This window comes from Acinetobacter sp. G18 (assembly GCF_052660225.1).
Window position 1 is genome coordinate 2,962,507 of the sequence record NZ_CP109658.1, and the last position, 11,945, is coordinate 2,974,451.

At 40.1% G+C, this 11,945-nt stretch carries 11 protein-coding genes; 6 read left to right on the plus strand and 5 right to left on the minus strand.

Annotated features, from left to right (window positions below; all coding sequences use genetic code 11):
• Nucleotides 1-64 precede the first annotated feature (64 nt).
• A complete protein-coding gene (locus NE363_RS13985) occupies nucleotides 65-517 on the minus strand; it encodes an ABZJ_00895 family protein (RefSeq protein ID WP_049066316.1) in 453 nt (150 codons plus the stop codon).
• Between the two features lie 374 nt (nucleotides 518-891).
• Here NE363_RS13985 and NE363_RS13990 point away from each other — a divergent pair, with 374 nt between their 5' ends.
• A complete protein-coding gene (locus NE363_RS13990) occupies nucleotides 892-1,269 on the plus strand; it encodes a VOC family protein (RefSeq protein WP_445535306.1) in 378 nt (125 codons plus the stop codon).
• Nucleotides 1,270-1,342: 73 nt separating this feature from the next.
• Here NE363_RS13990 and NE363_RS13995 read toward each other — a convergent pair whose 3' ends face one another.
• A complete protein-coding gene (locus NE363_RS13995; RefSeq protein ID WP_445535307.1) occupies nucleotides 1,343-1,816 on the minus strand; it encodes an OsmC family protein in 474 nt (157 codons plus the stop codon).
• A 164-nt stretch (nucleotides 1,817-1,980) separates the two neighbouring features.
• Between NE363_RS13995 and NE363_RS14000 the strand changes: the two genes are divergently transcribed.
• Both NE363_RS14000 and NE363_RS14005 read left to right on the plus strand, forming a co-directional pair.
• A complete protein-coding gene (locus tag NE363_RS14000; protein WP_445535308.1) occupies nucleotides 1,981-3,249 on the plus strand; it encodes an exonuclease SbcCD subunit D in 1,269 nt (422 codons plus the stop codon).
• Nucleotides 3,250-3,258: 9 nt separating this feature from the next.
• Nucleotides 3,259-6,855: an AAA family ATPase gene (locus NE363_RS14005; protein ID WP_445535309.1), complete on the plus strand. Its 3,597-nt coding sequence runs from the start codon at nucleotides 3,259-3,261 to the stop codon at nucleotides 6,853-6,855.
• Nucleotides 6,856-6,973: 118 nt separating this feature from the next.
• Here the strand turns inward: NE363_RS14005 and NE363_RS14010 are convergent, their stop codons facing one another.
• Nucleotides 6,974-7,816 carry an undecaprenyl-diphosphate phosphatase gene (locus tag NE363_RS14010; protein WP_445535310.1) on the minus strand — a complete coding sequence of 281 codons (843 nt, stop codon included), beginning with the start codon at nucleotides 7,814-7,816 and terminating at the stop codon, nucleotides 6,974-6,976.
• A 106-nt stretch (nucleotides 7,817-7,922) separates the two neighbouring features.
• Nucleotides 7,923-8,615 carry a YggS family pyridoxal phosphate-dependent enzyme gene (locus NE363_RS14015; RefSeq protein ID WP_445535311.1) on the minus strand — a complete coding sequence of 231 codons (693 nt, stop codon included), beginning with the start codon at nucleotides 8,613-8,615 and terminating at the stop codon, nucleotides 7,923-7,925.
• A 126-nt stretch (nucleotides 8,616-8,741) separates the two neighbouring features.
• Here NE363_RS14015 and NE363_RS14020 point away from each other — a divergent pair, with 126 nt between their 5' ends.
• Both NE363_RS14020 and NE363_RS14025 read left to right on the plus strand, forming a co-directional pair.
• Nucleotides 8,742-9,779: a type IV pilus twitching motility protein PilT gene (locus NE363_RS14020; protein WP_006581387.1), complete on the plus strand. Its 1,038-nt coding sequence runs from the start codon at nucleotides 8,742-8,744 to the stop codon at nucleotides 9,777-9,779.
• 27 nt (nucleotides 9,780-9,806) lie between these two features.
• Nucleotides 9,807-10,925: a PilT/PilU family type 4a pilus ATPase gene (locus NE363_RS14025; protein WP_031997952.1), complete on the plus strand. Its 1,119-nt coding sequence runs from the start codon at nucleotides 9,807-9,809 to the stop codon at nucleotides 10,923-10,925.
• 69 nt (nucleotides 10,926-10,994) lie between these two features.
• Here NE363_RS14025 and fur read toward each other — a convergent pair whose 3' ends face one another.
• On the minus strand, nucleotides 10,995-11,432 hold the full coding sequence (fur, locus tag NE363_RS14030; protein WP_002052029.1) for a ferric iron uptake transcriptional regulator: 438 nt from the start codon (nucleotides 11,430-11,432) through the stop codon (nucleotides 10,995-10,997).
• Nucleotides 11,433-11,543: 111 nt separating this feature from the next.
• On the opposite strand from fur, the gene NE363_RS14035 reads away from it, so the two are divergent.
• Nucleotides 11,544-11,942 carry an outer membrane protein assembly factor BamE gene (locus tag NE363_RS14035; protein ID WP_001170994.1) on the plus strand — a complete coding sequence of 133 codons (399 nt, stop codon included), beginning with the start codon at nucleotides 11,544-11,546 and terminating at the stop codon, nucleotides 11,940-11,942.
• The last annotated feature ends 3 nt before the right edge of the window (nucleotides 11,943-11,945 follow it).

The window sequence follows — 11,945 nt, forward strand, 5'->3', positions numbered from 1 at the left end:
ACAACTGTTTTATTTCATTATATAAAACTCATTTATATTTAATCGTAGCTGTTTTTGTAGTGATCTATTGTACATTCAACATTTTGTCAGCCATGCGTTGTGCCTGTTTGCCATAAAACCAGTAGGTAATTAAATAAAGCGGAATAGCCAGCATTAAAATCATAATGACCATTATACTTAAGAACTGAGGCTGCTTGAGGTAAAGCATAAAGTTTTGCAAAATTTCAGGGTCTTGTCTTGAAAATAAAAATAGACCAAATAAAACACCACATAAGTTATAGCCCCAAAATATGAGGGTAAACCCTAAAGTAAATTTCTTTTTTTCTTGTACAGTCGGGGCTCGGCGTTCTTTCTTTAAAAATCTAAATAAGACAAAAATCATTGCGCCTAAATATGGAACGGCTGTTAAAATACCACCTACACTCGCTGGCAATAGTGCTGCAACAACGCCTACAATTAAGGTAAGTATGATGCATATAGCAAAAAACCAGAGAAAGTAAGAACGTAATTTGGTCATATTTTTGCCTAATTTATGGGTTCAAAAAATAATTATAAATTTTTTTCGATTTTTTTTCATTTTTCTGTCAACCAATCCGAATCTCTTGACGTTATATAGAGTAACAAGGTCGCAGCAACCGAATACTTCCTTTGCACGGCATCCGCAAAATTGTTTCGGTGACCTTTCATTACGACTCTTTCTTCCTTCAGATTAGGTTTTGTTAGCAGCCAAACCCTTGATGAAGTCTTTGACCGACGATTCTCTCATCACTCGAATCGTCGGTTTTTATTTTCTAGCACGTTCATTTTACGCTCAACATACACAATCGTTATTTCATAGCCATGAAAGCCATGCGTATACTTTTTACACCATAAAAATATGTTTTAAATAATATGAATAACATTGCCTATTTTGAAATCCAGTCTTCAAACCCTGCTCGCGATGCACAGTTTTACCAAGCTGTGTTCGGTTGGCAATTTAAACTCGATGAAAACTTACCAATTGAATACTACCGTATAGAAACCCCTTCAATTATGGGCGGCCTTTTAAAACGTCCCGCTCAAACGCCTCCAATGGAATATGGCACCAATGCATTTACCTGTTCAGTTCATGTGGAAAACTTCGATGAAGTTGCTACAAAAATTTTAGCGCAAGGCGGTATTGTCGCAATGGATAAATTCGCCATTCCCGGTCGCGCTTGGCATGGCTATTTTGTCGATTTAGACCACAACGTTTTTGGTATTTTTCAAGCCGATGAAAATGCAGCTTAAAGATTTTATCTAACAACTCTATTTATTTTAATGTATAGCCACCGCCTTTTTATTGGTGGCTATTTCATATTAATTATTCGGCAAAGCTAAAACTCGCTTCACATGTAATTGGGAAATTTACCGAATTGGCAATCATACATTCATGATGTGCTTCTTCATGCAGTTTTGCAGCAAGCTCTTGGTCAGCACCTTTTTCCAAAACAACCTCGGGCCTTAAAATAATTTGGGTAAAGTGACCGCGTTTAACTGGATCTGTATCTTCCATAAAACCAAGTGCTTTATCGACGTAACTCAGTACGTGAATATGGTTGACCGCACAAAGGTGTAAATACCAAAGCTTATGACAAGCTGAAGCTGATGCAACCAACAAATCTTCTGGGTTCCATCTGGTCATATCGCCTAAATAGGCTGGGTCTGATGAACCTTCAATCGTGGTTTTCTGAGGATGTTGAATACTAAAGTCTCGTTTATATGAACGATAAGAAGAAGTGCCTGTTCCTGTATTACCTTCCCACTGTATTTTTACTTCATATTTATGAATAGTCATTTTGTTCTCAAAGTTCTTAGTTTGACCTGATAGTAACAAAGCAGGGTTTAAAAGGAACAATTTAATTCAGGTTTTACGGCTGGCTTAAATAACGAGCACTTTAAAATGTCTTGATAAAATCTCCTGCCAATTTATGCTAACGTATCTGTGTTTATTTTGGCTTGATGTCTGTTTCTATGTCCGTACATTTTCTACATACTTCTGACTGGCATTTGGGACAGTTTTTTTATAATCATTCACGCCACTACGAACACCAACAATTTTTAAGCTGGTTACTCACTCAAATTCAAGAAAAACAACCGCATGCCCTACTCATTGCTGGTGATATTTTTGATGTCATTAACCCGGGTTCACAAGCACAAAAACAACTCTACCAATTTTTAGCAGATGCCCACCGTATTGCACCGCACATGCAAACGCTCATGATTGCGGGTAACCATGACTCAGGCTACCGTATTGAACAGGTCGAGCCACTGTTAGAAAAATACAATGCGAAAACTGTGGGCGTGATTCGCTGGAATGAAGATAAAACCCTAGATCTCGATCGACTACTTTTACCCATTTATAATCAAAATCAAGATATTGTGGCGTGGTGCCTTGCCCTACCTTTTTTACGTTCAGCCGAAATTACGGGCTTTAATGAACATACCACCAACAGCAAAAACGCAATTGCCTATTTGCACCAGCAACTCATTGCCGAAGCCAAATGTCGCAAGACACCAGACCAAGCCCTGATTTTGATGTCGCATGCCCACATGCAAGGTGGAGAAACATCCGACTCTGAACGCCCAATTATTATTGGTAATGAAGAGGCACTTTCAACGACTTTATTTGAAGATGCTGTCGACTATGTCGCTTTAGGGCATCTACATAAACCACAAAAAGTAGGCCAGCCGCACATTCGTTATAGTGGTTCGCCTATTCCACTGTCTTTTAGTGAAATTAACTATAAGCATCAAGTGGTTGAGGTCAAAATCGACCCGACTCAAGAGACAGACAACCGTTTGAAATTTGAAGCTGTAGAAATTCCACGTTGCATACAATTGCACCGCATTCGTGGTGAATTAAACGAAGTGCTGCAACAACTCAAAGCGCTGCCAAACGGCGTGATTGAGAATATTGACCACCGTGAATATGTCGATATTGAATATTATAGTTTAACGCCGCCACAACCTAATTTACGTCAGCAGTTTGAAGCGGCTCTACCGCCTGACCGCTACCGCTTAGTGCGTATTTCACGTCAATATGTGAATAAAGACACCACCGATTCAAATACCACTCAGCAAATCGCTCTTGAACCGCCAACACCAGAAAAACTCTTTCAAAATATCTGGGAAAAACAAGGTTACAGCGCCGATGATGCGGTCTTAAAAGATTTTCTGAGTCTGGTACAAGAAGCACAAAAAAATCTTGAAAATGATGCAACCCCTTAAGGATATGTCATGAAAATTTTATCCATTCGAATAAAAAATCTGGCATCTCTTTCTGATGAACACTTTATTGATTTTGAAAGCGCTCCTCTCACCCATGCAGGTCTGATTGCAATTGTAGGGAAAACAGGCGCAGGTAAGTCGACCATTTTAGATGCGATGTGTCTGGCTTTGTTTAATCGGGTGCCTCGCTTGAAAGACAGCGATGGTAAATTAAAAGATGTTGATGGTTCCGAGTTACTCACTAACTCTCCTTTAACTGTCTTACGCCGTGGTACAGGACATGGTTTTGCTGAGCTTTGCTTTATTGCACAAGATCAAAAGCGCTATTTGGCGCGTTGGGAAATTAAACGTGCGCGTGAAAACCCAAATGGTAAATTACAAAGTGTGCAGCGCCACTTAAAATGTTTAACCGATGGTGTGGTACTTGCCGACAAAGCCAAAGCGGTTGATGAAAAAGTTAAACAAATTACCCAGCTTTCTTTTGAACAATTTACGCGTGCCGTGTTACTTGCCCAATCAGAAGTGACCGCATTTTTAAAAGCACGAGACAGCGAACGCGGTGAGTTACTCGAGTACCTGACCAACTCCAGCATTTTTGCCAAAATCGGTGAGCTGGCTTTTCGTAAAACAGCAGATATTGCAAAACAGCGTAAACAGCTTGAAGAATTCTTAGGCCACATTGAAATTTTGTCTGATGAAGAGATTGCTGCATTTACTGAGCAATATCAGCAAGCCGAGCAAAACCATCAACAGTTAGAACAACAAAAAAATGTCTTAGACAAACAACAACAATGGTTTGAGCGTAAAGTGAAACTTGAGCAAGAAGTTCAAGCTAAACAGCAGCAGTTTCAAACCCAGCAAAACCATCATCAACAATTGGCTGGTGAGCGTGAGCAATTAAAACGGCTCGAAGTTTTCTCTGAAATACGCCAACAGGTTTTTCAGCAAGCTCAAAATTTACAAACGCTACAACAACTTGAGCCGCAAATTCAGCAAGCTCAAACCAAGTTTAATGAGTTGGTGCAAGTTTTTGAAACAGGACAAAAACAATATCAACTTGCAGAACAAGAACTCAAACAGACGCTCGATTTTGAGCAACAGCATCAACAAGCTTTAAATCAAGTTCGACAGTCTATTCAAGAACGTGCCTTTATTGCCGATGAATATAAAAAGTGCAAAGAAAAAAGAAACGTACTTGAGCAGAAACTCAGTCCAGTGCAACAACAGCAAAATATTTTGCACCAGCAGATTGTACAACTTGAGCAGAACAAAATTCATTTACAACAGCAGCTTACTCAGACTCAGCAATACGCTGTATTAGACAAAGGCCTCTCAGCACATCTACATCAGCTTGGGCAATTTATTCAAAACTACCAAGCGATTGAGCAACAGCTTGGCAACCCTACCCTTGCTCGCCAAAAGCTGTCGGAAGCTAAAAGCGAACTTGAACAACTGACAGCTTCACTCGGCACAGTTGAACAGATTGAGTTAAAGTTTGATCAACAGCGTAAAGACAAAGATCAGAAACTTGCTCAAATCACGCAGTTAGATCTGATTCAGCAAAAAATAAAAATTTATCATGAACTATATGCTGAGCTTCAGCAATTCACTGAAAAACAAACGCAGACCTCAGCCCAAGAGCGACAGCTAAAAACCGTTTGCCAGTTAGCTGAACAAGACTACCAAACAGCAAAAACTGAACGTGAAAAGTTACAGCACATCCTGCAACAGCAGCGTTTATTACATACAGAAAATATTGAGCAGTTACGTGCCAATCTTAAAGACGGTGAAGCTTGCTTAGTGTGTGGAAGCACACAGCATCCCTATCGTGTTGATGACAGTGCAGTCTCTAAAGCTTTATTCGACTTGCAACAACAACAAGAGCAACAGGCAGTAGCGCTAGAGCAAACTAGATTTAATGCGTGGCAAACCCAGCAACATTCATTTACTGAGTGTCGTGCCGAGCTTGAACAAGTTCAGAAGTACTTAACTCAACTTACAGCCAAACAATCAAGCTTGCAGCAAGAGCTTGAGCAAGCGTTTAACCTCAATCAATTACACATTGAGCTTAATCAAGCACCTGAACAAATCTTGCAAACGCTTAACGAACTCAGACAAGCCGCGCAAACTACTATCAATTCATTTGACTCAGAAAACTTACGCTTAACCCAAGCGATAAAACAACATAATCAGCTCGTTCAAACGATTCAACATAATGAAAGTTTGCTTAATACGGCACAGCAATGGCAACAACAAGTTCAGCATATTGTTGATTGTTTATCGGAAGCTGAACAACACGCATGGCAGCAGTCGAGTATCCAAACGGCTAAGCAGACTTGGACTATTCTTGATGCACGCGCCAAGCAACTTGAACAACAAGAACAGCTTGCACAGCGTTTTGAACAACAGCAACAAGACCTTAAAATGTTAGTTGCCAATCTTGAGCAATTAACCAAGCAAATTGATGAGATCGATCAAAATCTCAAAGAAATTACGCTTAAAGGCCAACAAAATAATGAAAAAGCGGTGTCACTCATTCAACAAATGACAGGCCGCTCTGATATTAAACCGCACGAATGGTTAATTGAGCACGACGCTAAACGTCAGCAGCAACAAACGGCGTATCATGAAGCTAAACAACGTTTCGAACAAACCAGACAGCACTTTGAACAGCAAAAACAGGCGCTCGATCAACTCAAGCATCAACATCAACACACTGCACAGCATCAGCAGCAGGTTAATGAGCAAATTCAAAACTGGTTAAAGACCCGCGCTGATTTTCAGGCAACTGATCTTACGGCACTGCTAAAGATCAATTCAGCTCAAGAGCAAGATATTCGTAACCGTCTTAATCATGCCGAGCGTTTATTGAGTGAAGCCTCTTCTGCCTTAAAAACCATGCAAGAGCAATTGAGTGAGCACTTACAAACTCAGCCAGATATTGAACATGAAAAGCTTGTTAACCTTATTCAAAACAATATTGCAGAGCTTAAAGCCCAACTTGAAGTACGTGATCGACTGAAGCTTAAGCTTGAAGTCCATCAGCAAAACCTTGCAAAACAGCAACAATACGCCGAGCAAATTCAAAATATTCAGCAAGAAGAACATCGCTGGAGCAAAATTTCAGGCTTGATCGGTGATGCCAAAGGTAAAGAGTTCCGTGATTATGCGCAACAATATCATTTAGATATTTTAGTAGAACATGCCAACCAGCAACTGGCAATGCTGTCTCAACGCTATACACTTAAACGTCTAGATCAGTCTTTAAGTCTTGCGATTATTGACCACGACATGGATGGGGAAACTCGCTCAGTTGCCTCTTTATCTGGTGGTGAGTCATTCTTAACTGCACTGGCCTTATCATTGGCGATCGCCAATATGGCATCAGGTTCAATGAAAATTGAATCACTGTTTATTGATGAAGGCTTTGGTACTTTGGACGCATCATCTTTGCACATGGTCATGAATGCTTTAGACCAATTGCAAAATCAGGGTCGTCAGGTCATTCTTATTTCACATATTCAAGAAATGCATGAGCGTATTCCAGTACAAATACAAGTGAAACCACTGGGTGCTGGTGCAAGTACCATTGAAGTCGTGGGTTAATTATTAGGATTTCATATCTTAAATTTGATTGAATGTTATAGAACAAAGGGGCGTTTCATTTACGCCCCTTTTTCTTGTATGGTCTTTTGCTAATTTTTTATTTTTTAAACATCAAAAATTAATTCACGCAGAGAACGACAATTGCGAAACCAATACAATACAAACCAAATAAATGCCAGCGGCCATGCTCTAACCATGAAGACAACCATTTTAGCGCCAAAAGACCAGCACCAAAGCTAAAGCACATACCCAACAAGCTTGGAACCATCGAATGGAATACTTGTCCATGAGCTACAGTTTGTAAGCCTTGGGCATGAACTAAACGATATAATTCTTTTAAAATTACTGCTGGCGTTAATACCACAGCCAATGCAAAACTGAACTCTTCAGCCTTTTGGCGAGATACACCTAAAAATAGCCCTGTAGAAATGGTTGCACCAGAACGTGAAAAGCCACGGAAAGGTAAACATAACGCCTGCACTGCCCCAATAATAGAAGCACTACGCAAACTGATTTCACCTGATTGTCCGCGATCTAAACGCGAAGATAAAATAATCAGAACACCTGCCGAAATCAGCGCAGCTGCCATGAGTTTTGAGTTACTAAACAAATGCTCAATTTCGAAACTGCTCGCGCCACCGAAGAACACATGCTTAATCAAAGATTGGAGCGCTAAACCAAGTACACCAGTAATTAGGGTTGCCAAAATAATATAGAAGGCTTGTTTTTTAAAACTTTCCCAAGAAGAAAAATAGGTCTTACGCCAAGATTTCCAAAAGTAAACGATCACTGCAAACATTGTACCTGTATGCAACATCACAAGTAAGAATGTCATGTCAGGTGCAGATGGATCATACCCCATTAACTTTTCAGCTAAAATAACGTGTGCGGAACTAGAAACTGGCAATAATTCAGCAAAGCCCTGAATAATTGCCAGAATGAAAACATGCAACAAATCCATACATTACACACTCAAATATAAAATATTTGGGTTATAGGCGAGGAAAATTAAATTTAAATTAATTGATTACAGTTCCACCACAAAATATTTAGCTAAACCGTAAAAGTTATTTTTTCTCAATCGGGTCACGCTTACCAAACAATGCCGTTCCTACACGGACCATGGTTGAACCTGCTGCAATTGCAGCGTCTAAATCGCCTGACATTCCCATGCTTAATGTATCCCAGTCCTGCACATGAGCATGTTGCCCTTTCACCTCATCAAATAGCTTTTTGGCATTTGCGAAAGCAGCGGTATTGTCCGGTGCCGGAATCACCATTAAGCCACGTAGTTTAATTTTCGACAGTTGACTAATTTGAGCAACCAATTCAGCAACTTCTTCTGGTGCACAGCCATCTTTACTGTCTTGCCCATCAATATTCACTTGCAAACAAATATTAAGTGCAGCTTGCTCATCACCACGCTGGTTAGACAAACGCTCTGCAATAATCAAACGGTCTACACCATGTACCCAATCAAACTTTTCAGCCAAATGCTTAGTTTTGTTGCGTTGAACATGTCCAATAAAATGCCATTCAATGTCTAAGTCATGCAGAGCTTCAATTTTGTCCAAAGCTTCTTGTAAATAGTTTTCGCCGAATGCCCTTTGCCCTGCTGCATACATTTCACGCAATCTTTCACTTGGATGTGTTTTTGATACGGCTAAAAGTTGCACAGTTTCAGTCGCACGCTGAGCATGCTCACAAGCAGTTTTAATTTGCTGTAATACGTGCTGTCGCGCATCTTGCAGGTAATTCATTGACAAGGTTCTCATTTTCAAAAAACTTTTTTGCTTTTCACCTAAAGCGAAGTGTTGGTAAGCCTCAGTGAAAGCCGTATATTATTCTACAAAATAATGACATATTTTGATTTACTTGGGGAAATTATGGATATTACAGAGCTACTCGCCTTCTCTGTGAAAAATGGCGCTTCCGATTTGCATTTATCTGCTGGCATGCCACCAATGATTCGGGTCGATGGTGAAGTTCGTCGTATTAACTTGCCAGCCTTAGAACATAAAGATGTCCACCGCCTCGTTTATGACATCATGAATGATAAACAGCGCCGTGACTATGAAGAAAAACTCGAAACTGACTTTTCTTTTGAAGTACCGAATGTTGCGCGTTTCCGTGTGAACGCATTTAACCAAAACCGTGGTGCTGGTGCAGTATTTCGTACCATTCCATCTAAAGTCCTCACCATGGAAGATCTAGGTCTAGGGCAAATCTTTAAAGATATTTGCGACTATCCTCGTGGCATTGTACTGGTGACAGGTCCAACAGGTTCGGGTAAATCAACTACGCTTGCAGCGATGCTCGATTATATTAATGAAAACCGCTACGACCATATTTTAACGGTGGAAGACCCAATCGAATTTGTACACCAGTCTAAGAAATGTCTGATTAACCAGCGTGAAGTGCATCGTGACACACACGGCTTTAATGAAGCACTTCGCTCAGCACTACGTGAAGACCCAGATATTATTTTAGTCGGTGAGATGCGTGACCTTGAAACGATTCGATTAGCACTTACTGCTGCCGAAACAGGTCACTTGGTATTTGGTACGCTTCACACCACATCGGCTGCAAAAACCATTGACCGTGTGATTGACGTATTCCCTGCCGAAGAAAAAGACATGGTTCGTGCCATGCTGTCTGAATCTTTACAAGCCGTTATTTCGCAGACCCTACTTAAAAAGAATGGTGGTGGTCGTGTTGCGGCACATGAAATTATGATTGGTATTCCGGCTATTCGTAACTTAATTCGTGAAAACAAAGTCGCACAAATGTATTCAGCTATTCAGACTGGTGCTAACCATGGCATGACAACCCTCGACCAAAGCCTGAAAGGTTTGGTGTCACGTGGTGTAATTAGTCCACAAACAGCCCGTACAGCGGCGAAACAGCCTGAATCATTCCTATAAAAACAATAAAATAGCGAGAGTACAATTATGGATTTTAATGACTTGCTCAACCTGATGGTTGAAAAAAAATCATCCGATCTGTTTATTACAGATGGTGTTGCACCATCAATGAAGATTAACGGGCAAATTGTTCCAATTTCAAAAAATAGCCTTTCAGGTGAAGTAATTGGTCAACTCTTACATTCCATCATGAGTGAAAAACAACGTAAAGAATTTGCAGAGACTCGTGAATGTAACTTTGCCATCATGAACCGCGATAAAACGGCGCGTTTTCGTGTCAGTGCTTTTCAGCAACGTGACATGCCGGGTATGGTACTACGTCGAATTGAAACGAAAATTCCTTCAATTGATGACTTACAGTTGCCGCCTGTGCTTAAAGATTTATCGATGACCAAACGCGGCATTATTATTTTCGTAGGTGCAACAGGTACAGGTAAATCGACTTCATTGGCTTCAATGATCAGCCATCGTAACCATAACTCTAAAGGCCATATCATTACCATTGAGGACCCGATTGAGTTTATTCACGAACATGCAGGTTGCATCATTACTCAACGTGAAGTCGGTATCGATACTGACTCATTCGAAATTGCTTTAAAAAACACGTTACGACAAGCACCAGATGTCATCTTAATTGGTGAGATCCGTTCCCGTGAAGTAATGGACTACGCAATTGGCTTCGCTGAAACAGGTCACCTTGTATTAGCTACGATGCACGCCAACAACGCCAACCAAGCGCTCGACCGTATTATTCACTTCTTTGAAAGTGACCGACATAGCCAGCTCTACATGGACCTGTCTCTTAACTTAAAAGCCATGATTGCACAGCAGCTTATTCCAACGCCGGATGGTAATTCACGTCGTGCGGCGATTGAGATTTTAATTAACTCACCATTAATTTCAGACTATATCCGTAAAGGCGAAATTCATGAAATTAAAGATTTAATGAAACGCTCACGTGAACTGGGGATGCAGACCTTTGACCAAGCTTTATTTGATTTATATAAAGCAGGCCAAATTACTTATAAAGATGCCCTTAAACATGCCGACTCACCAAACGATTTACGTTTAACGATTAAGCTTGCAAATGAAGGTCCTGATCAAATTACAGACGAAAAACAGCATTTAACTTTTGACCGTCAGTAATTTCTTCATAAAAAAAGGAAGGTTAAACGTAACCTTCCTTTTTTATTTGTTTTCTTTATGTGAAAACGATTATTTCTTGCGCAATGCATCCTGACATTCAGGTTCATTACAGTAACCATAGAGATTTAATGAGTGACCCGTTAAGGTGAACCCATGTTGTTCTGCTACAGAATGCTGTTCTTTCTCGATAACATCATTAGTAAATTCAATAACTTTGTTACAGTTTTGGCAAACCAAGTGATCGTGGTGATCTTCTTGCATAATTTCGAAAACAGAATGGTTATTTTCAAAATGATGACGTTGAATAATGCCCGCAGCTTCAAATTGTGTTAACACACGGTAAACTGTCGCAAGTCCGACATCTTCCCCTTGCTCTAACAAAGTCTTGTAAATATCTTCAGCGCTAAGATGATGCTGTTTTGAATTTTCTAATAATTCCAAAATCTTAATTCGTGGAAGGGTAACTTTAAGTCCAGCTTTGCGCAAATCTTGATTGGAAATAGGCATGAAAAAAGGTCTCTCAACAAATCTCAAGTTGGAATAGGCAATAGAATTTATATGAAGTATGATCTATCCTTTGATCAAATGCATCATAATTTATTGGGATAGTGTAGCAAAATGCAAAAACTCGTGCTGACGTTATTCGTCACTTCACTCCTAGCTGGTTGTTCAATCTTTGGTGTATATAAGGTTGATATTCCTCAAGGGACTCCATTGACTAAAGCTCAAGCCTCTCAAGTACAAGTCGGCATGAATTTCCAGCAAGTGCGCTTTTTGCTTGGTAGCCCAACAGTGACTGATCCCCTCAATCCACAACGTTGGGACTATATCTACAACTATATCCCGGGAACATATGCTAAAAAAGCGAAAATCCCCGCAGCACATGGTCAGCATTTAAAAATTTACTTTGATGGAACTGGAACTGTAACTAAAATTGAAGGTTTAGAAACTATTCCAGAATCGCAACCAGGTTTACCTGCTTCTAAAGAAGCGATCTTAACTGCCCCACCACTATAATCG

Coding starts and splice junctions, on each gene's coding strand:
- NE363_RS13995 (WP_445535307.1), bottom strand. CDS start 1,816: ATGACTATTCATAAATATGAAGTAAAAATACAGTGGGAAGGTAATACA.
- NE363_RS14010 (WP_445535310.1), bottom strand. CDS start 7,816: ATGGATTTGTTGCATGTTTTCATTCTGGCAATTATTCAGGGCTTTGCT.
- NE363_RS14035 (WP_001170994.1), top strand. CDS start 11,544: ATGCAAAAACTCGTGCTGACGTTATTCGTCACTTCACTCCTAGCTGGT.
- NE363_RS13985 (WP_049066316.1), bottom strand. CDS start 517: ATGACCAAATTACGTTCTTACTTTCTCTGGTTTTTTGCTATATGCATC.
- NE363_RS14015 (WP_445535311.1), bottom strand. CDS start 8,615: ATGAATTACCTGCAAGATGCGCGACAGCACGTATTACAGCAAATTAAA.
- NE363_RS13990 (WP_445535306.1), top strand. CDS start 892: ATGAATAACATTGCCTATTTTGAAATCCAGTCTTCAAACCCTGCTCGC.
- NE363_RS14005 (WP_445535309.1), top strand. CDS start 3,259: ATGAAAATTTTATCCATTCGAATAAAAAATCTGGCATCTCTTTCTGAT.
- NE363_RS14000 (WP_445535308.1), top strand. CDS start 1,981: ATGTCTGTTTCTATGTCCGTACATTTTCTACATACTTCTGACTGGCAT.
- NE363_RS14020 (WP_006581387.1), top strand. CDS start 8,742: ATGGATATTACAGAGCTACTCGCCTTCTCTGTGAAAAATGGCGCTTCC.
- fur (WP_002052029.1), bottom strand. CDS start 11,432: ATGCCTATTTCCAATCAAGATTTGCGCAAAGCTGGACTTAAAGTTACC.
- NE363_RS14025 (WP_031997952.1), top strand. CDS start 9,807: ATGGATTTTAATGACTTGCTCAACCTGATGGTTGAAAAAAAATCATCC.